The 26485-nt window shown below is 72.7% G+C and carries 21 protein-coding genes and 1 pseudogene; 13 read left to right on the forward strand and 9 right to left on the reverse strand.

The features are described 5' to 3' along the window. Positions 1 to 14 precede the first annotated feature (14 nt). Together AB0877_RS28885 and AB0877_RS28890 are read right to left on the reverse strand one after the other, a co-directional pair. Positions 15 to 1025 carry an alpha/beta hydrolase gene (locus AB0877_RS28885; protein WP_366612719.1) on the reverse strand — a complete coding sequence of 337 codons (1011 nt, stop codon included), beginning with the start codon at positions 1023 to 1025 and terminating at the stop codon, positions 15 to 17. 173 nt (positions 1026 to 1198) lie between these two features. Further along, the gene (locus AB0877_RS28890; RefSeq protein WP_366612720.1) at positions 1199 to 1618 is read right to left on the reverse strand and encodes an HPF/RaiA family ribosome-associated protein; all 420 of its coding nucleotides are present in this window, start codon (positions 1616 to 1618) and stop codon (positions 1199 to 1201) included. Positions 1619 to 1920: 302 nt separating this feature from the next. Here AB0877_RS28890 and AB0877_RS28895 point away from each other — a divergent pair, with 302 nt between their 5' ends. The 3 genes and pseudogenes from AB0877_RS28895 (at position 1921) to AB0877_RS28905 (ending at position 5669) form a co-directional block, all read left to right on the forward strand. Then, entirely contained in the window at positions 1921 to 2718 is a 798-nt protein-coding gene (locus tag AB0877_RS28895; protein WP_366612721.1) for a single-stranded DNA-binding protein, read from the forward strand. 303 nt (positions 2719 to 3021) lie between these two features. Continuing rightward, positions 3022 to 3960, forward strand: a pseudogene (locus tag AB0877_RS28900) (cobalamin biosynthesis protein); the annotation flags it as partial. Between the two features lie 167 nt (positions 3961 to 4127). Continuing rightward, the gene (locus tag AB0877_RS28905; RefSeq protein ID WP_366612722.1) at positions 4128 to 5669 is read left to right on the forward strand and encodes a cobyric acid synthase; all 1542 of its coding nucleotides are present in this window, start codon (positions 4128 to 4130) and stop codon (positions 5667 to 5669) included. A gap of 367 nt (positions 5670 to 6036) precedes the next feature. Here the strand turns inward: AB0877_RS28905 and AB0877_RS28910 are convergent, their stop codons facing one another. Continuing rightward, positions 6037 to 6438: a rhodanese-like domain-containing protein gene (locus tag AB0877_RS28910; protein WP_366612779.1), complete on the reverse strand. Its 402-nt coding sequence runs from the start codon at positions 6436 to 6438 to the stop codon at positions 6037 to 6039. A gap of 514 nt (positions 6439 to 6952) precedes the next feature. On the opposite strand from AB0877_RS28910, the gene AB0877_RS28915 reads away from it, so the two are divergent. The 5 genes from AB0877_RS28915 (at position 6953) to AB0877_RS28935 (ending at position 12223) form a co-directional block, all read left to right on the forward strand. Further along, complete coding sequence (locus AB0877_RS28915; RefSeq protein WP_366612723.1) at positions 6953 to 7612, forward strand: hypothetical protein; 660 nt, start codon at positions 6953 to 6955, stop codon at positions 7610 to 7612. Positions 7613 to 7679: 67 nt separating this feature from the next. Continuing rightward, positions 7680 to 8825: a M48 family metallopeptidase gene (locus AB0877_RS28920; protein WP_366612724.1), complete on the forward strand. Its 1146-nt coding sequence runs from the start codon at positions 7680 to 7682 to the stop codon at positions 8823 to 8825. A gap of 36 nt (positions 8826 to 8861) precedes the next feature. Continuing rightward, positions 8862 to 10205, forward strand: a complete 1344-nt coding sequence (locus tag AB0877_RS28925) for a dipeptidase (protein WP_366612780.1) — start codon at positions 8862 to 8864, stop codon at positions 10203 to 10205. Positions 10206 to 10282: 77 nt separating this feature from the next. Further along, positions 10283 to 10489, forward strand: coding sequence for a hypothetical protein (locus tag AB0877_RS28930; protein ID WP_030333429.1), 207 nt, complete (start codon positions 10283 to 10285; stop codon positions 10487 to 10489). Between the two features lie 141 nt (positions 10490 to 10630). After that, the gene (locus AB0877_RS28935; RefSeq protein ID WP_366612725.1) at positions 10631 to 12223 is read left to right on the forward strand and encodes an ATP-dependent DNA ligase; all 1593 of its coding nucleotides are present in this window, start codon (positions 10631 to 10633) and stop codon (positions 12221 to 12223) included. A 10-nt stretch (positions 12224 to 12233) separates the two neighbouring features. Here AB0877_RS28935 and AB0877_RS28940 read toward each other — a convergent pair whose 3' ends face one another. After that, positions 12234 to 13055 (reverse strand): SURF1 family protein, encoded by an 822-nt coding sequence (locus AB0877_RS28940; RefSeq protein WP_366612726.1) that lies wholly within the window; start codon positions 13053 to 13055, stop codon positions 12234 to 12236. 205 nt (positions 13056 to 13260) lie between these two features. On the opposite strand from AB0877_RS28940, the gene AB0877_RS28945 reads away from it, so the two are divergent. Continuing rightward, positions 13261 to 14664 (forward strand): cobyrinate a,c-diamide synthase, encoded by a 1404-nt coding sequence (locus AB0877_RS28945; protein ID WP_366612727.1) that lies wholly within the window; start codon positions 13261 to 13263, stop codon positions 14662 to 14664. Beyond that, complete coding sequence (locus tag AB0877_RS28950; RefSeq protein WP_091405515.1) at positions 14661 to 15230, forward strand: GNAT family protein; 570 nt, start codon at positions 14661 to 14663, stop codon at positions 15228 to 15230. Before AB0877_RS28945 ends, AB0877_RS28950 begins: the two co-directional genes overlap by 4 nt. Positions 15231 to 15361: 131 nt before the next feature. On the opposite strand, the gene AB0877_RS28955 is transcribed toward AB0877_RS28950, so the two are convergent. Continuing rightward, positions 15362 to 17491, reverse strand: coding sequence for a transglycosylase domain-containing protein (locus AB0877_RS28955; RefSeq protein WP_366612728.1), 2130 nt, complete (start codon positions 17489 to 17491; stop codon positions 15362 to 15364). Positions 17492 to 17612: 121 nt separating this feature from the next. Between AB0877_RS28955 and cobC the strand changes: the two genes are divergently transcribed. From cobC to cobA, 3 genes are read left to right on the forward strand one after another with little or no spacing between them, the layout of a single operon-like run. After that, complete coding sequence (gene cobC / locus AB0877_RS28960; RefSeq protein ID WP_366612729.1) at positions 17613 to 18698, forward strand: Rv2231c family pyridoxal phosphate-dependent protein CobC; 1086 nt, start codon at positions 17613 to 17615, stop codon at positions 18696 to 18698. Next, complete coding sequence (locus AB0877_RS28965; RefSeq protein ID WP_366612730.1) at positions 18698 to 19840, forward strand: nicotinate-nucleotide--dimethylbenzimidazole phosphoribosyltransferase; 1143 nt, start codon at positions 18698 to 18700, stop codon at positions 19838 to 19840. The genes cobC and AB0877_RS28965 overlap by 1 nt, the downstream gene beginning before the upstream one ends. 40 nt (positions 19841 to 19880) lie before the next feature. After that, the gene (gene cobA / locus AB0877_RS28970) at positions 19881 to 21281 is read left to right on the forward strand and encodes a uroporphyrinogen-III C-methyltransferase (protein WP_366612731.1); all 1401 of its coding nucleotides are present in this window, start codon (positions 19881 to 19883) and stop codon (positions 21279 to 21281) included. A gap of 185 nt (positions 21282 to 21466) precedes the next feature. Here cobA and otsB read toward each other — a convergent pair whose 3' ends face one another. From otsB to AB0877_RS28990, 4 genes are all read right to left on the reverse strand, one after another. Further along, positions 21467 to 24031, reverse strand: coding sequence for a trehalose-phosphatase (otsB, locus tag AB0877_RS28975; protein WP_366612781.1), 2565 nt, complete (start codon positions 24029 to 24031; stop codon positions 21467 to 21469). Between the two features lie 41 nt (positions 24032 to 24072). Then, positions 24073 to 25473: a trehalose-6-phosphate synthase gene (locus AB0877_RS28980; protein WP_030333449.1), complete on the reverse strand. Its 1401-nt coding sequence runs from the start codon at positions 25471 to 25473 to the stop codon at positions 24073 to 24075. A 143-nt stretch (positions 25474 to 25616) separates the two neighbouring features. After that, positions 25617 to 26006: a hypothetical protein gene (locus AB0877_RS28985; protein WP_366612732.1), complete on the reverse strand. Its 390-nt coding sequence runs from the start codon at positions 26004 to 26006 to the stop codon at positions 25617 to 25619. Then, a complete protein-coding gene (locus AB0877_RS28990) occupies positions 25999 to 26283 on the reverse strand; it encodes a hypothetical protein (protein ID WP_366612733.1) in 285 nt (94 codons plus the stop codon). Before AB0877_RS28990 ends, AB0877_RS28985 begins: the two co-directional genes overlap by 8 nt. Between the last annotated feature and the right edge of the window lie 202 nt (positions 26284 to 26485).

The following is a 26485-nucleotide window of genomic DNA, read 5'->3' on the forward strand; positions in this document are numbered from 1 at the left end:
GCGGCCCCGCCCGGTCAGCCGCCGGGCGTCGTCACCTTCGCCGGGTCGGCCGGCTGCCCGTCGGCCGGTGCGGTGGGGCCGGCGGCGAGGAACGCCTCGGCCCAGCGGCCCACCTCGTCGAAGACCTTCGCCCGCACGGCCGGGCCGGAGAGCGTGAGGTCGTGCAACCCGCCGTCGAAGCGCGCCAGTGTGACGTGGCGACCCAGCCGGGGCGCGTAGCGGACCATGTGCTCGACGTCCAGGACGGCGTCGGCCAGGGTCGCGTTGTCGTGCCACTTGGTGCCCCGGAATGACCGGGTCGAGCAGGCCAGCAGCACCGGGACCTGGATGTCCAGCCCGGCGCGCAGCCGGCGTTGCCCGGTGCGGATCGCGTTCAGCCAGCCGGCCCGGACCGGGAACCCGGCCAGCGGCTTCCACGCCAGGTCGTAGGTCCACTCGCCGCGGTGGTCGGAGTGGAGGCTTTCGCCGTACACGGTGCCCAGCCCGAACGGCAGGATGCGGTGCGGCGCCCTGCGGCCCAGCCGGGACGCGGCGGCCGCGAGGGGTCGACGGACCGCCCAGGGGGCGTTCAGGTCGAAGAAGGGGCTGTTGAGCACCAGGCCGTCGATGGTGCCGGTGTCGCGGCGGGCGTCCGCCCAGAGCGAGATGATCAGGCCACCGGTGGAGTGGCCCATCGTCAGCAGGGTGTCGTGCCCGTCGTCCTTGCGGATGATCTCGGCGGCGGCGTCCAGCTCGGGGAAGTAGTCGCTGATGTCGCGGCAGAAGTTCGGGGTCTGGGCCGGGAGCAGACTCCGGCCGTATTTACGCAGGTCGAGCGCGTAGAAATCCCAGCCTCGCTCGGCGAAGAAGTCAGCCAGATGGGTCTGGAAGAAGTAGTCGACGAAGCCGTGCACGTAGAGCACGGCCCGACCGGTGGGGCGCTCGGCCCGCCGTCGGACCAGTGTCGCGACAACGGGGCCCTCGTCGTCGGTGCCCAGGTCGATCGTCTGCCGCTCGTACGGCGGCCCCAACACGTCCGGTTCCACGAACGCGACGCTACGCCGCCGCCCCTACCCAGCGGTAGCCCACGCCCTGCCGCTGTTCACCCCCGCGATCTTGCACTTTGTGTCCCGGCATAAGGGACGATTGCCGCCATTCGGCGTTCGAAAGTGCAAGATCGCGGGGGTATGGCGTGGGTCAGGCGTGGGTATGGCGTGGGTCAGGCGGTTTCTGCGTCGGCGCGGAGGGTTGGGTCGGCGGGCTCCTCGGCATCCAGCTGCGGCTGGGGGAGGTCGCGCAGGTGCTTGTTGTGCCGGGGCTCCTGGCGGGTCTTGGCGTCGTTGAGCTTGCGGCGCAGGTCGTCCCGGACGTCGTTGAGGGCGGCGTGCAGGTCCTCCTCGGCCGACGTGGTGACGATCTTCTGTCGGCCGGCGATCCAGCACTCCAGGGTCACCTTCTGGCCGCGCGCCTCCCGGTCCTTCACCGACACCTCCAGCTCGGTGGCGTCGGCGTGGAAGCTGGCGAGCCGGGCGTCGAGGGTGCCGAACTGCTCGGCGATCCAGTTGCGGTCGCCCTGCGAGAACCCGGCGCCCACCCGCAGGCACTCCGCCACGGTGGCCGGGTTCGCCGCGGCGCTCATCGCTGCGCCTCGGAAGCGTTCGCGGAGCCGATGGTAGTGATCATCATGGCGCTGACCTCTCGTCGACGTGGAGCTGTCGGTGGTGCGTTGATCAAGTCCTTACCCAGTTCGGGCGGCCTGGGAAACCGTGGACGGCGGGTCGGGTGGGTCGGGCGTACCACATCCGGGCTTGATCAGGGCGTTGTCCACAGGTGGCTTCGTCATCCACAGGTTGGGGACGGGTGCTCACGAAGGGCGTCCGGAGTGTCGATGCTCGTGTCGAGTCGACTCGCGCTGGCAGCCCCGATCTCCCTGGAGGGACGATGTTCGACACTTACGTGACAATCGTCGGCAATGTGCTGACTACGCCCGAGTGGCGGCGTACGACCCAGAGCAACACCCTGGTGGCCAACTTCAAGGTCGCCTCCACCGCCCGCCGACTCGACCGGGACAGCGGCCGGTGGGTCGACGGCAATTCGCTCCGGGTCCGCGTCAACTGCTGGCGCAAGCTCGCCGAGGGGGTGGCGGCCTCCGTCATGGTCGGCGATCCGGTGGTGGTCTGCGGGCGGCTCTACACCCGCGACTGGACCGACGACGGCGGTAACCACCGCACGCTCTACGAGTTGGAGGCGGTGGCCGTCGGTCATGACCTGTCCCGGGGGCGCGCCCGCTTCCTGCGCAACCGGCCGAGCATGGCGACCAGCACGGTGGAGGACGCGGAGGCCGAGAGCCGGGTGCACGGCGAGCCCACCGAGCCGGTGCCGGCCGGGCAGGCGCCAGCGCTGCCCGACGACAGTCCGCTGGACGACGACTTCGAGCTGCCCGACTATGCAGAGCTGCGAAGCAGCCCGTTCGGCAACGTCCCGACCGACGACGACAGCCCTCCGAGCGGCGGCGTCTTCGGTGACGGCGGAGCGCTTTCCAGCGGTGGACCGGGCGGGCCGGCCGACGCGGCGTCGGCACTCGACGACGAGTTGGCCCCGTCGCCCCAGGCGGACGACGACAACGCCGACGGTGACCTGGACATCGAGTTGGGGTCGGTGCCCGACGAGGGGCAGCCGGAGCCGGCGCAGCCCGCTCGGGGGCGGCGTGGTCGGGGCCGGATTCCGCAGCCGGCCTGACCGGTCGGCTCGGCCTTCGCGGTTCGGTAGCGGTCGAGCCGACCGAGGCACCCTGCCGGTCGCCGCGGTGAAGCGGTGCCGCGACGCAGCGGCACCACCCGGCCCGGCGTGGTGCGGCACGACGGGGGCGGGGTGGCGGCGCGAGCAGCGTCGTCACCCCGCGTGACCGGACGTCGGCAGGTCTGCCGGCCGGTCACTCAACGGGTGCTCGCTGTCGGTGCGGGGCCGTGAGTTGGACTGGTTCACGGAATGCTCGTCTAGGCTGGCCGGCCGGAGGTGGTGCGGGTGCGACGGACAGCGCCGATGGCGAACGCGGTGGGGTTGCTGGCCGGGTACGCGCTGGACAGGGCGCTCGGCGACCCCCGCCGGTGGCACCCGGTGGCCGGCTTCGGGCAGGCAGCGGGCGCGCTGGAGCGCCGCCTCTACCGCCCGGACCGAACGGCGGGTACGGCGTTCACCGCGCTGGCCGTGGGCGGGCCGGTGTTGCTCGGGGCGGTCACCGCAGCGGCTACCCGCCACCGGCCGGTGACCCGGGCGGTGCTGGTGGCGGCCGGCACCTGGACCGTGCTGGGCGGCCGCACGCTACGGCACGAGGCGACCGTCATGGGTCGTACGCTGCGTAACGGTGACCTGCCCGCCGCCCGGCGTCGCCTCGGTCACCTCTGCGGGCGGGACCCGTCGACGCTGGGCGAGTCGGAGTTGGCCCGTGCCACCGTCGAGTCGGTCGCGGAGAACACCTCCGACGCGGTGGTCGCTCCGCTGCTCTGGGGTGCGGTCGCTGGTCTGCCCGGGCTGCTGGGCTACCGCGCGGCGAACACCCTCGACGCGATGGTCGGGCACCGGTCGACCCGCTATGCGCGGTTCGGCACACCGGCCGCTCGGCTGGACGACGCGCTCAACCTCCTGCCGTCCCGGCTGACCGGGCTGCTCACCATCGCCGTCGCGCCGGTCGCCCACGGGGACCGGCAGCGCGCCTGGCAGGTGTGGCGGCGCGACCGCAACGACCACCCGAGCCCCAACGCCGGTCAGTGCGAGGCGGCCATGGCCGGCGCGCTCGGGGTCCGCCTCGGTGGTCGCAACGTCTACTTCGGGCGCTCCGAGGTGCGGCCGTTCCTCGGCGACGGTCCCCGCCCGGAGGCGCGGCATTTGAAACGGGCCGCCCGGATCTCCGGCGCGGTGGGGCTGGCCGCCGTCGGGTTGGCCGCCGCGTACCCGGTGACGCTCGGCCGGCTGGTTGGTGCGCTGAGCAGGCGTGCGCTCACCGCTGCCGGGGGCCGGACAGGGCCGGCGGGCACGGCCGGAGGGCGCGGTTCGGGTGGTGTGGCCGGGGCCCTGCGTCCGGCCGCTGCCGGCGAGCATGGGCTGCGGGCGGTCGGTATGGGCGCTGCTGTACGTCGAGGGAGCGCGAGGTGAGCGGCGGGCTGCTGGTGGCCGGCACGACGTCCGACGCCGGCAAGAGCGTGCTCACCGCCGGCATCTGCCGTTGGCTGCACCGGCAGGGCGTGAAGGTGGCGCCGTACAAGGCGCAGAACATGTCGAACAACTCGGCGGTGGTCGTCGGGGCGGACGGGCGCGGCGGCGAGATCGGGCGCGCCCAGGCCATGCAGGCCGCGGCGTGCGGGCTCGCACCCGACCTGCGGTTCAACCCCGTGCTGCTCAAGCCGGGCAGCGACCTGGCCAGTCAGGTGGTGCTGTTGGGCGAGGCGGTCGACACGATCACCGCGGGCACCTTCCGGCAGTTGCGTCCCCGGCTCGCCGAGACCGCGTACGCCGCGCTGGCCGAGCTGCGCGAGACGTACGACGTGGTGATCTGCGAGGGCGCCGGCAGCCCTGCGGAGATCAACCTGCGGGCCGGTGACTACGTCAACATGGGGTTGGCCCGGCACGCCAACCTGCCCACCATCGTGGTCGGCGACATCGACCGGGGCGGCGTCTTCGCCTCGATGTTCGGCACCGTGGCCCTGCTCGACCCGGCCGACCAGGCGCTGATCGCCGGGTTCGTGATCAACAAGTTCCGGGGCGACCTCGGGCTGCTCCAGCCGGGTCTGGACATGTTGCGTCAGGTCACCGGCCGCCCCACGTACGGAGTGCTGCCCTGGTCACTGGACCTGTGGCTCGACGCGGAGGACTCACTCGCCTACGGTCGGGTGCTCGGTCGACCGGCCGCCCCGCACGGCAGCGAATGGCTGGACGTGGCCGTCGTCCGCCTACCCCGGATCAGCAACGCCACCGACGTGGAGGCGCTCGCCACCGAGCCGGGCGTCCGGGTGCGCCTCACCATCGAACCGGCCGAACTGGCCGCCGCCGATCTGGTCGTCCTGCCCGGCTCCAAGTCCACCGTCGCCGACCTCCGCTGGCTGCGCGAGACCGGTCTCGCCGACGCGGTGGCCACCCATGTGGCGGCCGGCAAGCCCCTGCTCGGCCTCTGCGGGGGCTTCCAGATGCTCGGCCGCGCCATCCACGATCCGGTGGAGAGCCGGCAGGGCAGCGTGCCGGGGCTCGGTCTGCTGCCCATCGACATCACCTTCGACCCGCGCAAGACCGTCCGGCAGTCGGTGGGCACCGGCCCCGGTGGCCTTCCGGTCCGGGGCTACGAGATCCACCATGGGTACGTCTCGCAGGCCGACCCGAACCTGACCCCGTTGCTGACCAGCGACGACGGTGTCGCGGAGGGCGCCGTGCGCGGCGTGGTGCACGGCACGCACTGGCACGGGGCGTTCGAGTCCGACGAGTTCCGGCGATGGTTCCTCACCGAGGCGGCTCGCCTGGCCGGCCGCAGCGGGTTCCGGGTCGCACCGGCCACCAACTTCGCCGCCGCCCGGGAGCACTCGCTCGACCTGCTCGGCGACCTGGTCGAGGAACACCTGGACACCGATGCCCTCTGGCGTCTCATCAAAGCCGGCCCCCCCGCCGACCTGCCCTTCATCCCACCCGGCCCGCCACCCGATTGACCTGCGAACGGTCTTGACCTGCGAACGGTCTTGACCTGCGAACGGTCCTGGCCGGTGCGTGGTCTTGACCCGGGCGTGGACCTGGTCGGTCCGCCGTCCCAAGGGAGTGGGAGGCGCGAACCGTCCATGATCGTGCTGGATCCTTGTTGTAGTGGCCTCGTCCGCGCGACGAGGGGCCTGTTTCCTGGATCTAGCGCGATCTTGCAACGGGCTCGGCCGTGAAGCGGCGAGCTTGAGCCAGGCTCGGCCGTGAAGTGGCGAGCTTGGGCCAGGCTCGGCCGCGAGGTGGCGAGGTGGCGAGGTGGCGAGGCTCGAGGTGGTTCGGCCGCGAGGTGGCCCGGCGGACCCGGCGGCACGGCGGTGCGGATCAGGGGCGGATGTCGGCTGGGCGGTCGGTGGTGGGCAGGCCGGCGGCGAGCCAGGCGTCCACGCCGCCGATCATGTCGGTGGCCCGGCGCAGCCCGAGAGTCTGCAGGCTGGCGGCGGCCAGGCTGGAGCTGTAACCCTGTCGGCACACCAGGATGATCTCCCGGTCGTACCCGGTGGCTTCTGGGATCCGCCAGGCGCTGGCCGGATCGAGGCGCCACTCCAGTACGGTCCGGTCGACGACGACCGCCCCCGGCAGGTCGCCCTGTTCGCGGCGCTGCGGTTCGGTACGGGTGTCGACCAGCAACGCGCCGCCGCGGACCGCCTCGACGGTCTGCTGCGGAGTCAGTCGGTGCAGCCCGGCGCGGGCCTGTTCGAGCAGGGCGTCTATACCGGGGCTCATCACGTCTCGGAGCACCACCCGATCATGCCGATTCGGTGGCACCCCGGGCGGCGAACGGGCCGCCCGTCACCCGTCGCCGCACCAATTCCCCCGGACGTGACGGTGGCCGCCCAGCGCGGTCAGCCGGACGTGTCACAGTGGCCCACCATGCCACCCCACCACGCATGATCGACATGGCCCACCAGGCATGATCGACACCGCTTCAAGGAAGTCGCGGTGTCCGGCCGACAGGGATACCGCGACTTCAATGAAACCGAGTCGATCACCGTGCTCAGCGACCGTCGCGGCATACTTCGGTCATGCGCCAAGCGAGGTCGGGCCACGGAAGGCCGGCCCGCGTGAGGTCGGGCCACGGAAGGTCGGGCCACGGCGGGCCGGGCCACGGAAGGTCGGGCCACGGAAGGTCGGGCCACGGCGGGCCGGGCCAAGCGAGGTCGGGCCACGGAAGGCCGGGCCGCGTGAGGTCGGGCCACGGAAGGTCGGGCCGCGTCAGACCGCGCGCTGCCACGCCGCGTTGGGCTCGGGGGCTGCGCTGAACCCGGAAACCGGCGGACCGACAGTCGCGGTTGTCGAGGCGTACGCCGAACTGGCTCGTCGGGTGCTCGCGGGCCCGGCGCGGTTGGGGCGGACCCGGCTGGTCGCGGTCGACGGGCCGAGTGGCGCGGGTAAGAGCCGGTTCGCCGCGCGGCTCGCGGACGCCCTGGCGGGGCCGCTCGGCGGCCGACCGCCGGTGGTGCACACCGACGACCTGCTCGACGGGTGGGACGACCAGGTCACCTTCTGGCCCCGGCTCGACGAGGGGGTGCTCGCCCCGCTGCGTATCGGTGAGCCGGGAGCCTACCGGCGGTACAGCTGGGTCCGGCGGTGTTTCCTGCCCCGGCCGGTTCCGGTGCCGGTGGCTCCGGTGCTGGTGGTCGAGGGGGTCAGCGCCGCTCGGGCGGTCGTCCGGCCAGAGCTGACGCTGGCCGTGTTCGTGACCGCGCCCGCGTCGCTGCGGCTGGCCCGCGCTTTAGCCCGGGACGGGCCGGAGATCCTGCCCGAGCTGCGCCGCTGGCATGAGGGGGAGCGGGCGCACTTCGCCGTCGACGACACCGCGACCCACGCCGACCTGGTGGTGGACGGCGCGCCGACACTGCCCAATGACGCGGACCGGTACTACGTGCGGCGTTGCTGAGCGGGGCATGGACGTGGGTCACGGTCTGCGGCACGATGCGGAGAGCTACGGCGAACGGGGAGCCAGCATGACGGCAGCGGATGCGCCAGCGCGACGTCGGATCACCCTCACCGGCATCAGCTCGCGGGCCTGGGAACACCCGGCCGATCGGGGTGCCCTGGTCGCGCTGCGGGAGCTGCGCGGTTTCGACGACGTGGTGCGGGCGTTCTTCGGGATGTGGAACGAGCGGGGTTTCCGGCTGTCCGTGCTGGCCTCCGGCATCCGGGTCGACCACCGGCAGTATCCGGCGGTGTGGCAGCGCTACACCGAGGCCGCGGCGGCGCTCGACGTGGCCGAACTGCCCGAGCTGTACGTGACCCAGTCGCCCTGGTTGGGCGCCGAGGCGGTCGGGCTGGAGCGGCCGTTCATCGTGCTGAACTCCGCCTGCGTGCAGCAGTTCGACGAGGACGAACTGCGCTGCCTGCTCGGCCACGAGTTGGGCCACGTGGGCAGCGGGCACGCGGTCTACAAGACCATGCTCATGATCCTCACCCGGTGGGCGGCCAACCTGAGCTGGTTGCCGGTTGGCGCGATCGCGCTGCGCGCCATCATCGCGGCGATGCTCGAGTGGTGGCGCAAGGCGGAGTTGTCCGCCGACCGGGCCGGCCTGCTCGCCGGGCAGGACCCGGCCGCCGCGCTGCGGCTGCTGATGAAGCTCGCCGGCGGCGGCGACCTGTCCCAGGTCGACACCACGGCCTTCCTGGAGCAGGCCGCCGAGTACGCCGGTGGCGGCGACCTGCGCGACAGCCTGCACAAGATCAAGATGACCGCGTGGAGCACCCACCCGGCGCCGGTGGCGCGGGCCGCGTCGCTGCGCAAGTGGATCGACTCCGGGGCGTACGGGCGGGTGCTGGCGGGGGACTATCCGCGCCGCGAGGACGACAGCTCGACAAGCGTGTCGGAGGAGATCAAGGCGGCTGCCGAGTCGTACCGGGAGGAGTTCAGCCGGTCGACCGACCCGCTGGTGGGGTTGCTGCGCCGGCTCGGCGACGGCGCCAGCGACGTCGGCGAGTGGGTGGGTGGCACCGCCGGTCGGGCCCGTTCCTGGATGGACGCCGCCACCGAGGCGGCGGGCCGCGCACACCGCGCCGGCCGGGCCGCCCCGGGAGCGCGGGCCGGGGCCGGCGCCGCGGACAGCGGTGACGGTACGGGCTCCGCCGGCACGCCCAGGTAAGGCCGGCATACGATGCCGGTCATGACCTCACCGATCATGACCGAGTCCGAGGTGCGGGCCGCCGTCGAGCGGGAGATGCCCGGCGTCCGGGCCGACCTGGAGCGCCTCGTCCGCATCCCCGGTATCGCCTTCGAGGGCTTCGACCACTCACACGTGGAACGCTCCGCCGAGGCGGTCGCCGAACTGCTGCGCGGCTGTGGCCTGGACGTCGACATCGTGCGATCCGGTGGCCAGCCGGCGGTGATCGGCCGTCGGGCCGCCCCGCCCGGCGCGCCCACCGTGCTGCTCTACGCCCACCACGACGTCCAGCCGGTCGGCGACCGGTCGCTGTGGGAGTCCGACCCGTTCGAGCCGGTGGAACGGGACGGCCGGCTCTACGCCCGGGGCGCGGCCGACGACAAGGCCGGCATCATGGCGCACGTGGCGGCGCTGCGCGCGTACGGTGACGCGCTGCCGGTCGGCGTGGTCCTCTTCATCGAGGGCGAGGAGGAGTACGGCTCCGACTCGCTGGAGCAACTGCTGGCCGAGCACCGCGACGCGATCGCCTCGGACGTCATCGTGATCGCCGACTCCGGCAACTGGGACATCGGCGTACCGGCGTTGACCACCTCGCTGCGGGGCATCGTCAACTGCTTCGTCGAGGTGCGCACGCTGGACCACGCGGTGCACAGCGGCATGTTCGGTGGCGCCGTGCCGGACGCGCTCACCGCGCTGGTCCGGCTGTTGGCGACGCTGCACGACGACGCCGGTGACGTGGCCGTGGACGGCCTGGTCGGCCGGGAGGGCGCGACCGTCGACTACCCGGAGGACCGGGTCCGGGCGGAGGCCGGGCTCGCCGACGGCGTGCAGTTCATCGGCACCGGGCGGATCACCGACCGACTCTGGACCAAGCCGGCGCTGGCCATTCTCGGTGTCGACGCGCCGTCCACCGGCGAGGCGCCGAACGCCCTGGTCCCGGCCGCGAAGGCGAAGCTCAGCATCCGCCTCGCCCCGGGCGACGACCCCAAGCGGGCGTACGCGGCGGTGCGCGCGCACCTGGAGCGGTACGCGCCGTGGGGTGCGCAGGTGACCGTCACCTTCGAACACGACGGTGACCCGTGCGTGATCGACGCGTCCGGGCCGATGTTCGACGCCGCCCGCTCGGCCTTCCGGACCGCCTGGGACGGCACCGACCCGGTGGACATCGGCGTCGGCGGTTCGATTCCGTTCATCGCCACCTTCCAGGAGATGTTCCCGAAGGCGGCGATCCTGGTGACCGGCGTGGAGGACCCACACGCCCGCGCGCACGGCCCGAACGAGAGTCTGCACCTGGGTGAGTTCGCCCGGGTCTGCCTGGCCGAGGCGCTGCTCCTGCGCAACGTGGCGGCGGTGAGCAGTTAGGCGTCAGAACGGCAACTTTGGGCCTGATCTGGGAGTTTACGGCGTGTCGGATGGTCAGCTGTTATAGCCTTTCGTACATGAGTACGAACGAGGTGATGGCCCGGTTGGGGGCCGCTGTCAGCGCGCTGGGAGATGTCGATGTCTCCGCGTGGTCCGAGGACACGCTCAACGAACAGCTCGGTGAGCTCTCCGCCGCACTGGTCGCCCTCGACTCGGTGCTCTCCCGGGTCGCCGGCGAGGTCCGCGCCCGGGGGTTGCGCATCGAGGAACCCGTCTCCGCTTAGGGCGTGTGTCAAAGCCCTCGGCTCGACCGAGGACTTTGACACACGCCCAGGCCCTGATCCGTCGTCCAGTGAGTGGGCGGCACCCTGCCGACACCGCCCGGGCACGGCAATGCCCGGGCGGTGTCGGAGGTGACTGGCAGGATGAGCTGCGTGCGGTTTCTCGATCTGGCAGCCACCTCCGCCGCCGTCGGCGCCACCAGCGGCCGCCGGGCCAAGGTGGAGCTGCTCGCTGACGCGCTGCGTCGGCTCGACCCTGCCGAGGTCGAGCCCGGGGCCGGCTATCTCGCCGGTGAGCTGCGCCAACGGCAGACCGGCGTCGGCTACGCGAGTCTGCGTGACCTGCCGCCACCGGCCGCCGAGCCGACGTTGACGGTGGCCGGCGTGGACGCGGCCATCGCGCAGATCGCCGCGGTGCGCGGCTCAGGCTCACAGGCTCGTCGGCGGGACCTGCTCGGTGCCCTCTATGCGGCGGCGACGGCCGACGAGCAGCGGCTGCTCACCGGCCTGTTCAGCGGCGAGCTACGGCAGGGCGCCCAGGCCGGCCTCCTCGCGGACGCGGTGGCCCGGGCCGCCGAGGTGCCGGTGGCGGCGGTCCGCCGGGCGCTGCTGCTCGCCGGTGATCTCCGGGCGGTGGCGGTGGCCGCGCTGGCCGGAGGGGCCGCCGAGTTGGCCGGCTTCGGCCTACAGGTCGGCCGCCCGCTGGCGCCGATGCTCGCGCAGAGCGCCCCCTCGGTCGACGAGGCGCTCGCCGCGACCGGCACGCCCGCGGTGGTCGACGTCAAGCTCGACGGCATCCGCATCCAGGTGCACCGCTCCGGCACCGACATCGCCGTGTTCACCCGCAGCCTCGACGAGATCACCACCCGGGTGCCCGAGGTGGTCGCCGCGGTCCGTGCCCTGCCGGGCCGGGAGTTGGTCCTCGACGGTGAGGCGATCGGCCTGGACGAGACCGGTCGCCCGCTGCCGTTCCAGCAGACGTCGAGTCGGGCCGCCCGACGCGCCACCCCCAGCACCACCGGGCGCGCACCCGTCGCTCCGGCGGTGCTCGCGGCGGCCGCCAGCACGGGCGCCACAGTGCTCACCCCGTACTTCTTCGACCTGCTGCACCTCGACGGTGAGGATCTGATCGACCTTCCCGGCCGGGACCGGTGGGCCGCCCTCGCCGGTTCGGTGGACTCGTCGCTGCTGGTCGGCCGGATGGAGGTCGACGGCCCGGAGCAGGCCGGTGCCGCGTTCGCCGCCGCGCTCGACGCCGGGCAGGAGGGCGTCGTGGTCAAGGCGCCGGACGCCCCCTACGACGCCGGCCGGCGCGGTGCCGCCTGGGTCAAGGTGAAACCGAGGCACACCCTCGACCTGGTGGTGCTCGCCGTCGAGTGGGGCAGCGGCCGACGCAAGGGCTGGCTGTCCAACCTGCATCTGGGTGCGCGGGACGCGCGCACCGGTGACTTCGTGATGCTCGGCAAGACGTTCAAGGGGCTCACCGACGAGCTGCTGCGGTGGCAGACCGAACGGTTCCTCGGCCTCGCCGTGGAACGCGGCGACTGGGTGGTCCGGGTCCGGCCCGAGCAGGTGGTGGAGATCGCCTTCGACGGGGTGCAGACGAGCTCGCGCTATCCCGGCGGGATGGCGCTGCGGTTCGCCCGGGTGGTGCGCTATCGCGACGACAAGTCCGCCGCGGAGGCGGACACCATCGAGGCGGTCCGCGCCATCCACGCCGGGCGCGTCACCGGCTGACCGGGCGAGGTCAGGCGGAAGCGGTCGGCGTCGGCTCGGCGGCCCGGTCCAGCGGAGCCGGGGCGGTGCCGATTCCGGCGGCCCGGCGCGCCTCCCGACGGGCCACCCAGCCGTAGCCGAACAGCGCCATCACCGCGAACAGCCACCACTGCACGACGTAGCCGAAGTTCTGCCAGTTGTTGGCGTGCCCCACCGGCACCGCCTTGAACACCGGATCGGCTGCCGGGGTCTGCTCGTCGAGCAGCAGGTACGCGCCGTAGACCGGGTAGGGAAGCTCGCCGGCCAGCCGCGACACCCCGATCCGCCGGATCTCCAGCACTCCGTCGCGTCGGGCCACCGCGCCGGCACCGCTCTCGGTCTCGTGCACCCGGCCGACCACGGTCACGTCGCCGGTCGGCGCGGCCGGCACCGACGGCTGCGCGGTCGCCCCACCGGGCGCCGGCGGGATCCACCCCCGGTCCACCAGCACCGCCGTGCCGTCGGCGAGCACCAGCGGGGTGAGCACCTCGAAACCGACCCGGCTGTCCACCGTGCGGCCACGGACCAGCACGGTGTTCGTGGGGTCGTACCGGCCGGTGACGGTGACCCGGGTCCAGACCTTGTCCTCGGCGGGGGCCGGACCGGCGGTCCCCGCGCCGCCGGCGGGAGCGCGCAGCGCATCGGTGAGCGGCACCGGCGCCATCCGCTGGCCCGCGTCGATCCGCTCGTTGACCTCGGTGCGCCCCCGGTAGCGGTCGAGCTGCCAGTTGCCGAGGAACACCATGACGGCGGCCGCGACCAGGGTCAGCGCGAGAGCGCCCAGCCAGCGTGGGCTCAGCAGGAACCGGTACACGGCACCGAGGCTACTCGTATGACCGGCGCCACTGACCTGGACCGGGCCGGAGCGGCCGGGGCCGGCGGCCGGGGGTCCGGCCAGGGCCGGGCCGGGCACCCCGGTTGGCGGTGCTCGCGCCTGCGGCGGGGCGGGTATCGTCACGCCGACGGATCGGCCTCGGTCGTCCCGTCGCGTACCCACCGCCGCTCGCGAGGAGTCGATGATGACCGTCGTGCCGCGCCTGGTGCTCAGCGCGCCGTCCTCCGGGCACGGTAAGAACGCGCTGGCGATCGGGCTGCTAGCCGCCCTGGCCGAGCGAGGGGTCGACGTCGCCGGGTTCAAGCTCGGGCCGGACCACGTCGACGCCGCCTACCTCGGTCTCGCCTCCGGCCGGCCGGGCCGGGTGATCGACCCCCGACTGGTCGGCCTCGACCGGCTCGCCCCGCTGGTGGCGCACGGTGCCGCCGGTGCCGGGCTGGCCGTGGTGCAGGGCAGCATGGGCCTGTACGACTCGGTCGGTGGCCGTCCCGAGCAGGAGTCCACCGCTGCCGCGGCCGCCGCGCTGCGCAGCCCGGTGGTGCTCGTCGTCGACGTGGCCGCGATGGGTCAGTCGGTGGCGGCCCTGGTGCACGGTTTCCGCTCGTACGACGAGCAGTTGTGGCTCGGCGGGGTGATCCTCAACCGGGTGGCGTCATCGCGGCACGAGGGGATGCTGCGTGAGGCGTTGGACGACGTGGGGGTGCCGGTCTACGGCGCGCTGCGTCGACAGGACCTTCCGGCGGTGCTGCCGTCACGGCGGCACGGGGTGGCCCCGGTGGTCGAGGGCTCGGCCGACGCCGGTCGTGCGGTCCGCCGGCTGGGCGAGGCCGTCGCCGCCACCGTCGACCTGGAACGGCTGCTCGGGCTGGCCCGCTCCGCCCCGCCGCTGCCGGCGCCGGCCTGGTCTCCCGAGGAGGCCCTCGGCACCTTCACACCGCCGGCGAACCGCCCACTGGTGGCGGTGGCCGGTGGGCCCGGCGGCAGTTTCAGCCACCCGGAGACCACCGAGTTGCTCCGGGCCGCCGGCGCCGAGGTCGTCGTCGTCGACCCGCTGCGCGACGAGGCGCTGCCGGTCGGCACCCGCGCGCTGGTCGTCGGCGGCGCGCTGCCCGAGGCGTACGCCGAGCAGTTGTCGGCCAACCGGCGGCTCTGCATCGCGGTGGCCGAGTTGGCGCGGACCGGGCGCCCGGTGATCGCCGAGGGCGCCGGCCTGCTCTGGCTGGCCCGGGAGCTGGACGGGTTGCCGATGTGCGGTGTCCTGGACGCGGTGGGCGTCAGCCGCGACGGGGTGGTGGCCGGTTACCGGGAGGCGACCGCCCAGACCGACAGCGTCGTCGCCGCCAACGGCACGGTGCTGGTGGGGCACAAGGCACACCGCGCGGTGCTCACCCCCCGCGCCGGTCAGCGCCCGGCCTGGAGTTGGGACGGCGGCACGCCCGAGGGCTTCGTCTGGCGCAACGTGCACGCCTCGCAGCTCACGCTGCACTGGGCGAGCCATCCGGCGACGGCGGCCCGGTTGGTCGCCGCGGCGGCGGCCGATCCGACGAGCGAGGTGGTGCCCGCGCAGTCGGGCGAGGTGTCGGTGTGATCGGTCAGGTGGCGGTGCGCCGATTCCCGGCGCTGACCGTCTCCACCCCGCGTACCGAGGTGCGGCAGCTCACGGCGGCCGACGCGGCGGCGGCCGGGGAGATCTTCGCCGACAAGCTCACCCGGCGTTGGCTGCCGCTGCCCGACGACTCCGGCCCGATCGACGGGCTGGCCTGGTGCACCGATCTGGCCCGGCAGCGGCGCGACAGCGGAGAGGGCGACCACTACGCGGTGCTCCGACGGGAGGACGACCAGGTGGTGGGCTCGCTGTGGACCCGGCGCACCGACTGGGGCGCCCGCCTCACCGAGATCTCCTACGCGATGGCGGCGCACGCGCGGGGCTTCGGCTTCGCCGCCGAGGCGGTCGACGCGGTGGCCATCGCGCTGATCCTGGAGCACGGCTTCCAGCGGGTCGAGCTGCGGGTGGCTCCCGGCAACCTGGCCTCGCGCCGGGTCGCCGAGAAGGCCGGGTTCAGCTACGAGGGGTTGCTGCGCAACGCCGGGTTCGTCAGCGGCGGCCGGGTGGATCTGGAGCTGTGGTCCTTCGTCGCCGCCGACCTGCGCTGAGCGTCCTCGGCCTGCGCTGCGCCCTGCCTGCCTGCGCTGAGCGTTCTCGGCCTGCGCTGCGCGACGTCGACCCGCGCTGAGCCCTGCCGACCCGCGCTGAGCCCGCCGGCCTGCGCTGACTGGCGCGCCGGTCAGCCGACGATGGCGTCCGACGGTGGCGTGAACTGACGGGTCGGGGTGCCCTTCAAGCCGTCGCGCAGGGTCTCCGACACCGCCTTGATCGGGATCTGGGACTGCCCGTCACCGACCGCGTTGAACGGGTTGTCCGGGTCGGAGATGAAGCTCGCCGCTGCCAACTCCGGGGTGTAGCCCACGAACCAGGCCGACCGGGTGCTGTCGGTCGTACCGGTCTTGCCGGCCACCGGGCGTCCGACGGTGCCCCGCACGCTGTCGGCGGTGGACCAGCCGCCGCAGCTGCCGCGCGCCGGGGTGTCGCCGGTCGGGCAGCGGGCCGCGTCGGTGGCCGCCCGTGCCGCGTCCGCGCTCACCACCTGCCGGCAGCGCGGCTTGGCCACCTCACGGTGCAGACCGCCCGGTGTGGCGTACGTGGCGGGCGTGCCGTCCCGGTTCATGATCGCTTGTACGGGGATGGCCTCGCAGTAGCGGCCGTCGGCCGCGATGGCGGCGTACGCGTTCGCCATCTCCAGCGGGGTGGCGTCGGAGACGCCCAGGGTGAACGCGCCCCACTTCTTCGCCTTGTCCGGGGACGCGTGGTCCCGGTCGACGTCGGTGCGCCACCGCAGCCCGAGCTGTTCGGCCAACCGGACCGCCCGGTCCGCGCCGACCTTCTCCTCCAGCCAGACGAAGTACGTGTTCACCGACTTGCCGAAGCCGGACCACATGGTCTGCTGACCGGACATGGCGCCGCTGGCGTTGGAGGGGGCCCAGCCGTCGTAGACCTCGGAGCGGTAGCGGTGTGGGGCGTTGAACGAGGTGGACAGGGGCATCCCCGCGTCGAGCGCGGCCAGCATCGGGAACATCTTGAAGGTCGATCCGGCCTGGTAGCCGGCCAGATCACCGCCGCCGAGCAGCGGTGCCACGGTGTTCGGGTAGTTGGCCTTCACCTTCGGCCCGGCCTCCGGGTTGGAGCTGAGCGGGTTCTCGGCCAGGTCCAGCGAGTACGTCCGGTTCACCGCCATGGCCTTCACCCGCCCGGTGCCCGGCTCGGAGACCACGATTCCGTTGGCGAACGGGCTGCCGGTGGCCTCCTTCGCGCCGACGTTCTTCTCCGCGGCCGCCTGGATCTTCGGGTCGAGGCTGAGCACGATGCGGTAGCCGCCCCGGCGCAGGTTGTCCATCCGTTCCAGCCGGTTCGCCCCGAACGCGGGCTGGGCGCTCCACCAGTTCTTCAGGTAGTCGCAGGCGAAGCCCCAACTGTTGTACTTCTCCGCCACCGCGGCGCAGTCGTGCGGTGGAGTGGTCAGCTTGAGCCGGATCGGTTCGGACTTGGCGGCGGCGGCCGAGTCGGGAGAGAGGTAGCCGAGTTGGCTCATCCGGTCCAGCACGTAGTTGCGCCGCCCGGTGGCCTCCTTCTGGTCGGAGTCGGCCGGGTCGTACTCCGAGGGTGACTTGACCAGTCCGGCGAGGGTGGCGGCCTCGACCGGGGTGAGGTCCTTCGGGGTCTTGGAGAAGAAGATCTCGCTGGCGGCGTAGATGCCGTACGCCCGGTGTCCGAAGTACGCCGAGTTCAGGTAGCGCTCCATGATCTCGTCCTTGCTGATCTCCTTCTCCAGGTCCAGCGCCATCCGCATCTCCTTGACCTTGCGCAGGCTGGTCTGCTGGGTGGCTTCCTGGACCTGCTTGGGCGTGGTCGCGCTGTCCCGCAGCGCCATCCGGACGTACTGCATGGTCAGTGTCGACGCGCCCTGGGAGCCTCCGGAGCGGGCGTTGGAGACGAAGGCCCGGGCCACGCCCTTCGGGTCGACGCCGTGGTGCTGGTAGAAGCGGGAGTCCTCGGCGGCGATGATCGCCTGCTGGATGTTCGGCGACATGTCCGACAGCTTCGTGTACTGCCGGTACTCCTCGTAGAACATCGTCAGCACGGTCTTGCCGTCCGGGCCGTAGACGTACGAGGTCTCGGCGGGCAGGGCGGTCTTCAGCACCCGGGTCTTCTGGTCGACGGCGTGCGCGGTGGCCTTCGCGCCGAGCCCGGTGAGGGCGACGACCGGGTACGCGACGGCGGCGATCACGATTCCGGCGATCAGCCCGGCGCGGAGGAGAGGGACGAGACGACCAGCGGCAGCAAGGGGTCGGTTGCTCACCTGGTCAAGTTATGACATTTCCGATTCGTACATGAGAAGAACTCTTAAACCGGCGAGTGGTGACGCGGCTTACGCCGAGATCGGCTGTCCCACCGGCCGCCTTCCCGGCAGGATCGCGGACATGTCTGATCAGCCGAGCGCGGTCGTCCCACCCGCCGGGGTCGAGCCGGACCTCGCCCACCACGGTGACGCGGAGGCTACCGCCGGCCTGATCGACCTCGCCGTCAACGTCCGTCGGGCGCGGCCGCCCGCCTGGCTGGCCGATCCGATCGCCGCGACCCTGACCGATCTGGCCCGCTATCCGGACCCGGCGCCGGCCCGGGCGGCGGTCGCCGCTCGACACCGCCGTCACCCGAACGAGGTGCTGCTCACCGCCGGCGCCGCCGAGGGGTTCGTACTGATCGCCCAGGCGCTGCGCGGCGTGCGCCGCCCCGTGGTGGTGCACCCCCAGTTCACCGAGCCGGAGGCGGCGCTGCGGGCCGCCGGTCACCCGGTCGAGCGGGTGCTGCTCGACGCCGCCGACGACTTCCGGCTCGACCCGTCCCGGGTGCCCGCCGACGCCGACCTCGTGATGATCGGCAACCCGACGAACCCGACCTCGGTGCTGCACCCCGCCCAGGCGGTGGCCGCGCTGGCCCGCCCCGGCCGGGTGCTGGTGGTCGACGAGGCGTTCGCCGACACCACCATCGCCGCAGGGCACCCCGGCGAACCGGAGTCGCTGGCCGAACGCCGCGACCTCCCCGGGCTGCTCGTGGTGCGCAGCCTCACCAAGACGTGGGGCCTGGCCGGGCTGCGGATCGGCTACCTGCTCGGCGCGCCGGAGCTGCTGTCCCGGCTGGCCGCCGTCCAACCGCTCTGGGCCGTCAGCACACCCGCGTTGGCGGCCGCGTCGGCCTGCGCCGGCACCGTCGCGGTCCAGGCCGAACGCGCGATCGCCGCCGACCTCGCCGCCGACCGCGAGCACCTGGTCGCGCGCCTCGCCGAACTGCCCGGTGTACGCGTCGTCGGCCGTCCCGCCAGCGCGTTCGTCCTGCTGCGCCTGCCGGGCGCGACAGCGGTCCGGGCCGCCCTTCGCGAGCGCGGCTGGGCGGTACGCCGAGGCGACACGTTCCCCGGCCTCGGCCCGGACTGGCTGCGGGTGGCCGTACGTGACCGAAACACCACCGACGCGTTCATCGACGTGCTGCGCGAGACCATGGAGGCATGATGCTGGAGACCACTATCGCGGCGATCCGCCCGGCGGACGAAGCGGCAATGGCCGCCGCCCGGGAGCTGCACGGCCGGCTGACCAAGCCGGCGGGATCGCTGGGCGCGCTGGAGGAGCTTTCGGTACGCCTCGCCGGCCTGGCCGGAGTCTGCCCACCACCGCTGCCCGAACCGGCCGCGGTGGCGATCTTCGCGGGGGACCACGGGGTGCACGCCCAGGGGGTCAGCCCCTGGCCGCAGGAGGTCACCGCGCAGATGATCGGCAACTTCCTGGCCGGTGGAGCGGTGGTCAACGCGTTCGCCCGGCAGGCCGGCGCCTCGGTCACCGTGGTCGACGTCGGCGTGGCCACCCCGCTGCCCACCGACCCGGCCGCGCTCGACCCGGCCGTGCTCGACTCGGCGGTGCTCGACCCGGTCAGCGGCCTGGCTGTCGACCCGGTCGTGCTCGATCCGGCCGTGCCCCGGCTGGTTGTCTCGTCCGTCCGCCGGGGCACCGGCGACCTCACGGTGACGGCCGCGATGACCCGGGACGAGGCGCTGGCGGCGGTGCGGACCGGCATCCGGATCGCCGACGAGCTGATCGACGCCGGTGCCGGCATCCTGCTCACCGGGGACATGGGCATCGGCAACACCACCCCGGCCGCCGTGCTGATCGCCGCGTTCACCGGCGCCGACCCACTCGACACCACCGGTCGGGGCACCGGGGTCGACGACCCGACGTACGCGCGCAAGGTGGCTGTGGTGCGGGCCGCCCTGGCCCGCCACACCCCCGACCCGGCCGACCCGCTGGGCGTACTGGCCGCCGTCGGTGGTCTGGAGCACGCCGCCCTGGCCGGGCTGATCCTGAGGGCTGCGGCGCGCCGCACACCGGTGCTGCTGGACGGTGTGATCGCGGTCTCGGCCGCGCTCGCCGCCGCCGCGTTCGCCCCGGACGCGGTCTGCGCCATGGTCGCCGGCCACCGCTCGGCCGAGCCCGGTGCCACTGTCGCGTTGCGCCACCTCGGCCTCGATCCGCTGATCGATCTGGGGCTGCGCCTCGGTGAGGGCACCGGCGCGCTGCTGGCGTTGCCCGTGGTCACCGGCGCGGTCCGGGTGCTGCACGAGGTGGCCACCTTCGACTCGGCGGGGGTGGCCGAGAAGTGAGCACGTACCGCGAACGAGCCGTCCGCCTCGGTGGTGCGGTGTGACCTCCAATCCGTACCCCCTGGGTTTGCGGCTGCACGGGCGGCGGGTGGTCGTGGTGGGCGGCGGCGCGGTCGCCACCCGGCGCGTACCCGCGTTGCTGGATGCCGGCGCGGACGTCCTGCTGGTGGCCCCGGAGCTGACTCCGGCGCTGCGCGCCCGGGCCGACGCGGGTCGGCTGCACTGGGTGCCGCGCCGGTTCGAGCCCGAGGACCTGGACGGTGCCTGGCTGGTCCAGGTCGCGGTCGACGACCCGATGGCGGCGGCATCGGTGAGCGCCGTCGCCGCCGAGCGGCGGATCTTCTGCGTCCGGGCCGACGACCGGACGGCCGCCACCGCCTGGACCCCGGCCGTCACCCGGCACGGCCCGGTCACCGTGGCGGTGCTCGGCGGCGGCGACCCGCACCGGGCGATGACCGTCCGCGACGCCGTCCGCGACCTTCTCGCGGTCCGCCTGGCGCCCGCCGTCGCTGCGCCGTCTGGTCAGGCCGGTGCCGTCGCTGCGCCGCCCGGTCAGGTCGGTGCCGTTGCTGCGCCGTCTGGTCAGGCCGGTGCCGTCGCTGCGCCGCCCGGTCAGGTCGGTGCCGTTGCTGCGCCGCCCGGTCAGGTCGGTGCCGCCGCCGCGCCGTCTGGCGGGCTCGGTGCCGGTGCGGCCGGTGCGGGCGGCTTGCGGGAGGTCGGGCGGGTGGCGCTGGTCGGGGCGGGGCCGGGGGACCCGGAGCTGATCACCGTGAAGGGCTGGCGGCTGCTCACCGAGGCCGACGTGGTGGTCGCCGACCGGCTGGTGCCCGGACTGCTCCTGGACGAGCTGCGCCCGGATGTCGAACTGGTGGACGCCTCGAAGATCCCCTACGGCCCGTCCCGGGCCCAGGAGGAGATCAACCAGATCCTGGTCGACCGCGCGCTGGCCGGCGCGTTCGTGGTGCGGCTCAAGGGCGGCGACCCGTACGTCTTCGGGCGCGGCGGCGAGGAGTTGTTGGCCTGCGCCGCCGCCGGTGTCCCGGTGACAGTGGTGCCCGGGGTGACCAGCTCGATCGCCGCCCCGGCCGCGGCCGGAATCCCGGTCACCCATCGGGGGGTGGCGCACGAGTTCACCGTGGTCTCCGGACACCTGGCACCCGAGGCCCCCGCCTCGCTGGTGCGCTGGGACGCCCTCGCTGGTCTGCACGGCACCCTGGTGATCCTGATGGGGCTGAAGAACCTCGCCGCCATCACGGCCGCTCTGATCGCCCACGGTCGGTCGCCGCAGACGCCAGCCGCCGTCGTTCAGGAAGCCACGACGGGCACCCAGCGGGTGCTGCGGTCGACGCTCGACGCGGTGGCCGCCGACGTGCTCACGGCCGAGGTACGGCCACCCGCCGTCGTCGTCGTGGGCGACGTGGTCAACACCCTCGACGGTTGAGGGAGCCGGTGCATCCGCAGCGGTTCGAGATCTTGGACAGTTTCCGTCACGCGCTGACGGAAACTGTCCAAGATCTCGCCGGAAGCCGGCAGCCGGCAGCCGAAGCCGAGGGCCGGGGGCTGGGAGTTGGGACAGACGACGGGCCGGAGCAGCGCTGCTCCGGCCCGTCGTGGTCTCTGCGTCGACTACTGCTTGAGCATGTTGTCCAGCAGCAGGGCGCAGCGGATCAGACCGAGGTGGCTGTACGCCTGCGGGTGGTTGCCCAGGCCGCGCTCGGCGAGCGGGTCGTACTGCTCGGGGAGCAGCCCGGTCGGGCCGGCGGTCAGCACCATCTGTGCGAACAGCTCCTCGGCGTCGGTGCGGCGGCCGGTGCGCAGGTACGCCTCGATCAGCCACGCCGTGCAGATGTGGAAGCCACCCTCACGGCCGGGCAGGCCGTCGTCCCAGTGGTAGCGGTAGACGACCGGGCCGCTGCGCAGGTCCGCCTCGATCCGCAGGACGGTGGACAGGAAGCGCGGGTCGTCGCCCGGGAGCAGGCCGGAGAGCCCGATCCAGAGCGACGAGGCGTCCATGTCCTCGTCCCCGTACGCCACGCTGTACGCCTCGACGTCGGAGTGCCAGCCGTGCTCCAGCACGTTGGCGCCGATCCGGTCGCGCAGGTCCTTCCACTCGGCTCGGTCCTCGCCGCCGTGCTCGCGCATCACGTGCAGCGCGCGGTCGACCGTCATCCAGCACATCACCTTGGAGAAGACGTGGTGCCGGGGTGGCAGCCGGGCTTCCCAGATGCCGTGGTCGGGCTCGTGCCAGCGGCGGCGGACCGCCTCGACCATGTTCTCCAGGACCCGCCACTCGTCGTCGCGGACCGAACCGCGAGCGTCGGCGACGGCCGCGATCAGGTCGGCGATCGGGCCGAAGACGTCCAGCTGCAACTGGTGGTTGGCGAGGTTGCCGACCCGGACCGGCCGGGAGCCGGCGTACCCGGGCAGCGTGTCGATGACCGCCTCGGCGCCCAGCTCGTAGCCGTCGATCGTGTAGAGCGGGTGCAGCCGCTCCGGGTGGCCGCCGGTGCGCTCGATGCAGCCGTCCACCCAGCGCAGGAACGCCTCGGCCTCCTCGATGGAGCCCAGGTCGACGAGCGAGCGGGCGGTCAGCGCCGCGTCGCGCAGCCAGCAGTAGCGGTAGTCCCAGTTGCGGACGCCGCCCAGCTCCTCGGGGAGCGAGGTGGTGGCCGCGGCGAGGATCGAGCCGGTGGCCTCGTGGCAGAGCCCGCGCAGGGTGAGGGCGCTGCGCGCGACCAGTTCGCGGGAGGTGGACGGCAACCGCAGCGAGGCCACCCAGTCCTTCCACGGCTGCTCGGCCGCGGCCTGCCGCTCGTGGATCGGCACCCGGTGGTGCTCCAGGCTGTGTGTGCCGAAACGCAGCTCCAGCACCACCTGCCCACCGGCGGCGGAGAGGTCGACGGTCGCCTTGGCGGTCTCGTACCCTCCGTCGTTGCTGACCTCCCACTGCACGCCGGGGGCGTAGAGAGCGACCGGTTCGTTCGAGCCGAGCACCAGCAGGCCGTCGCCGAGCGGCTGCAACTGGACGGCCACCTGGCCGAACTCCGGCCTGGGCGCGAACTCGACGGTGGCCTTGCCGCTGCCGGTCAGCACCCGGACCAGGGTCGAGTCGCCGGTGAGGATCGCCGGGCTGTCGCCGGGGGTGGTCTCCCGGGCCGGCTTGTCCAGCCAGTCGGTGACCGTGAGCCCGGACCACCGGGTCTCCACCGTCATCGTGCCGGAGCGGTAGCGCTGGCCCAGCGGGATGCCCCCGCGTTCCGGGGCGACGCTGAAGTGACCGGCCGGGCTGCCACCCACCAGGTCGGCGAAGATCGCCGCCGAATCCGGCTTGGGGTGGCAGAGCCAGCTCACCTTGGCCTCGGGGGTGAGCAGAGCGACGGTACGACCGTTGGCCAGCATGGAGTGCCGTTCGATCGGCACCGCCCGCTCACCGAACAGCCAGTGCCGCCGGGTCTCCAGCAGCAGGGCCAGCGCGCGGGCGGCCTCCAGCGGGTCGGCCACCCGGTAGCTGGCCTGGGTGTCGCCGGGACCGATCTTGATGCCGAGGTCGGGACCGTGCAGGTGGCCGAACCCGTTCTCGTCGGTGATGTCGTCGCCGATGAACAGCACCGCGCTGGAGGCGAGCTGGGTCCGCAACTGGTCGAGCGCGGTGCCCTTGTGGGTGGCCACCACGGAGAGTTCGATGACCTCCTTGCCCTGGGTCACCGTGACGCCGTCGAAGGTGGCCGGACCGCTGCGGACCGCCTCGATGGCGGCGGCGGCGATCTGTGGGTCGACCCCACGGGTGTGCATCGCGACGCTGGCCGGTTTGCGTTCCAGCCGGATGCCCGGGTGCTGGGCGGCGATCTCACGCAGGGCGTTGCGGACCTGGGTCCGCACGGCGACCAGCTCGGGGGAGAGCCGCTCGACGAAGCCGATGTCGAATTCGGAGCCGTGGCTGCCGACGAGGTGCACCTCGCTGGGCAGCCGCGAGAGGGCGGCCAGGTCGCGCAGCGCCCGACCGGAGACCACCGCCACCGTGGTCTGCGGCAGCGCGGCGAGCGCGCGGACCGCGGCCACCGACTCGGGTAGTGGAACGGCCGTGCTCGGGTCCTCCACGATCGGCGCCAGTGTGCCGTCGTAGTCGCAGGCGACAAGGAGTTGGGGGACCCGGGCTATCCGGCCGATGGCGGAGCGCAACTCAGGGTCCATGACCCCGGTGGCGACTGCCGCCCCATCGTTGACGGACGTGTTCACTCGGCCTCCGCCTCGGGAACTCCGAGTTCCGAGAGGAAAGACTTGGCCCAGTGGCCCACGTCGTGGGTACGCAGGTGACGTTGCATTGTCCGCATCCGGCGGCGCGCCTCGGTTTTCTCCACGTGCACTGCCCGGAGCAGGGCGTCCTTGACCGCGTCCGGGTCGTGCGGGTTACACAAAAATGCCTGGCGAAGCTCGGTGGCGGCACCGGCGAACTCACTGAGTACGAGCGCGCCACCCTGGTCGGCACGTGATGCTACGTATTCCTTCGCCACGAGGTTCATTCCGTCTCGCAGCGGGGTCACCATCATCACGTCGGCAGCAACGTACATCGCTGCCAGCTCACTGCGACTGTACGACTGATGGAGATAATGGACCGCCGGCACGCCGACCCTGCCGAACTCGCCGTTGATCCGACCGACCTCGCGCTCCACCTTCACCCGTAGTGCCTGGTAGTGCTCCACGCGCTCGCGGCTGGGTGTGGCGACCTGAACCATGACCGCGTCGGGGACTGTCAACTTTCCGTCAGCCAGCAGTTCCCGGAAGGCCTTGAGCCGCAACTCGATGCCCTTGGTGTAATCCAGCCGGTCCACGCCCAGGATGATCGTCTTCGGGTCGCCCAGCTCGGCGCGAATCTGCTTGGCCCGGGCCTGGATCGCCGGATCGGCGGCCATCCGCTCCATCTCCTGGGTGTCGATCGAGATGGGGAAGGCGCCCGCCTTCACCTGCCGACCGTCGACCTGGATCATCTGCCCCTCATAGCGCAGCCCGAGCAGGTGCCGGGCCAGCCGGACGAAGTTCTGCGCGGCCAGCCGCTGCTGGAAACCGACCAGGTCGGCGCCGAGCAGACCGCGCAGGATCTCGGTGCGGAACGGCATCTGCATGAACAGCTCGATCGGCGGGAACGGGATGTGCAGGAAGAACCCGATCCGCAGGTCCGGGCGGAGCTCACGGAGCATCGCCGGCACCAGTTGGAGCTGGTAGTCCTGCACCCAGACCGTCGCGCCCTCGGCCGCCACATCGGCTGCGGCCTCCGCGAATCGGGCGTTGACCAGGCGGTACGCCTCCCGCCACCGGCGCTTGTAGGCGGGTGTCTCCACCGCGTCGTGGTAGAGCGGCCAGATCGTCGCGTTGGACTGGCCCTCGTAGTAGCGCTCCAACTCCTCGGCGCTGAGCGGGACCGGGTGCAGCCGGATCCCCTCCAGGTCGAACGGCTCGGGGGCCGCACCGGTGCCACCGGCCCAGCCGACCCACGTGCCCTTGTGCTCGGCGAGTACGGGGTGCAGCGCGGTGACCAGCCCGCCCGGACTGCGTCGCCACTGCCGGCCCTCGGGTGTGCTCACCTCGTCGACCGGCAGACGGTTCGCCACTACGACAAAGGAGCTACGGACGGTCACGATCGGCCACCTCCGGGTACTGACGGGTCCACCGCGATGAGCGTACTGAGCGTAGCTGCGGCGTCTTGTGCCTAGTGCCGGAGTCTCCTACCCGCGTCGGTGTGGCCGAACCCTAAAGGTGATCTTGTCGACAACCGCGCTGGTCAGAGGTCGATGATCGGCCACTCCTTGGGCAGCACCTCGCCGAGCAGTTCCCGCCGATCCGTCATGATCGGTACGACCGCTCGGGCTGCCGCTTCGATCGCGACCTGGGCGAGATCGAAGCTGCCCAGGAGGCGGGACCAACCGCCCAGGATGGGGCACATGGTGTGATCGACCGGCGTGACGAGTACAGCTTCCAGGTCGGCGACGATGTCCAGCAGCGGCCAGCCGTCGTTGGACACCTGGCGATACGCGGCCGTTAGGCACATGGCCGGAATGATCACCGACTCCCGGCGGTAGGCGACCTTGGCGATCTGGATGCCGACAGCCGGCACTCCGTCGGAATAGGCCAGCAATGCGGTTGTGTCGAGCACGAGTCCCGCGTCAGTCACGGGCTTGCATCCGTCCTCGCGATGCCTCATTGAGCAGGGCGGCGGCCTTGGCGCGCAACTCAGGAGTTATCGCCTGGCGAGCCTGATCCAACTTGCGCCCGGCCTCCGCAAGGCCCTCATCGGTGATCTTGAACCCGATCTGCTCCAGGGTCTGCCGGGTTCGTTCGCCGACCATTCGTTCGCGGATGCTCTCCGTCACGAAGGCGGACACGTTGGGCTCGATGGCCAGCCGTTCTGCGACGTCGTCCGGGATGCTGATGGCGATCTTCTTGGTCATACTCAAGACGGTAGTGAATCATACCGGCTGCGGCAAGGAGGCTCGCCGACGTACTCCTGGGGCGGGGTGATGTGGGCGAAGCGCGCCGTACCTGTCAGGATTGACGATGGCGTGCGCGCGGCCGGCTCCCGGCCGGCGGCGGCGGGCGGTCCTCGCAGCCCGCGCCGCGCCGCCGATCAGCGACAGCAACCGACGGAGGTAG

Source organism: Micromonospora sp. NPDC047644 (assembly GCF_040704315.1).
Classification (GTDB): Bacteria; Actinomycetota; Actinomycetes; order Mycobacteriales; family Micromonosporaceae; genus Micromonospora.

Excerpts from the sequence above, each read along its gene's own strand:
- AB0877_RS28945 (WP_366612727.1), top strand. The coding sequence starts at position 13,261 with ATGACCGTCGTGCCGCGCCTGGTGCTCAGCGCGCCGTCCTCCGGGCAC.
- AB0877_RS28965 (WP_366612730.1), top strand. The coding sequence starts at position 18,698 with ATGCTGGAGACCACTATCGCGGCGATCCGCCCGGCGGACGAAGCGGCA.
- AB0877_RS28895 (WP_366612721.1), top strand. The coding sequence starts at position 1,921 with ATGTTCGACACTTACGTGACAATCGTCGGCAATGTGCTGACTACGCCC.
- AB0877_RS28935 (WP_366612725.1), top strand. The coding sequence starts at position 10,631 with ATGAGCTGCGTGCGGTTTCTCGATCTGGCAGCCACCTCCGCCGCCGTC.
- AB0877_RS28920 (WP_366612724.1), top strand. The coding sequence starts at position 7,680 with ATGACGGCAGCGGATGCGCCAGCGCGACGTCGGATCACCCTCACCGGC.
- AB0877_RS28925 (WP_366612780.1), top strand. The coding sequence starts at position 8,862 with ATGACCGAGTCCGAGGTGCGGGCCGCCGTCGAGCGGGAGATGCCCGGC.
- AB0877_RS28890 (WP_366612720.1), bottom strand. The coding sequence starts at position 1,618 with ATGAGCGCCGCGGCGAACCCGGCCACCGTGGCGGAGTGCCTGCGGGTG.
- cobC (WP_366612729.1), top strand. The coding sequence starts at position 17,613 with ATGTCTGATCAGCCGAGCGCGGTCGTCCCACCCGCCGGGGTCGAGCCG.
- otsB (WP_366612781.1), bottom strand. The coding sequence starts at position 24,031 with ATGGACCCTGAGTTGCGCTCCGCCATCGGCCGGATAGCCCGGGTCCCC.
- AB0877_RS28930 (WP_030333429.1), top strand. The coding sequence starts at position 10,283 with ATGAGTACGAACGAGGTGATGGCCCGGTTGGGGGCCGCTGTCAGCGCG.
- AB0877_RS28990 (WP_366612733.1), bottom strand. The coding sequence starts at position 26,283 with ATGACCAAGAAGATCGCCATCAGCATCCCGGACGACGTCGCAGAACGG.
- AB0877_RS28910 (WP_366612779.1), bottom strand. The coding sequence starts at position 6,438 with ATGAGCCCCGGTATAGACGCCCTGCTCGAACAGGCCCGCGCCGGGCTG.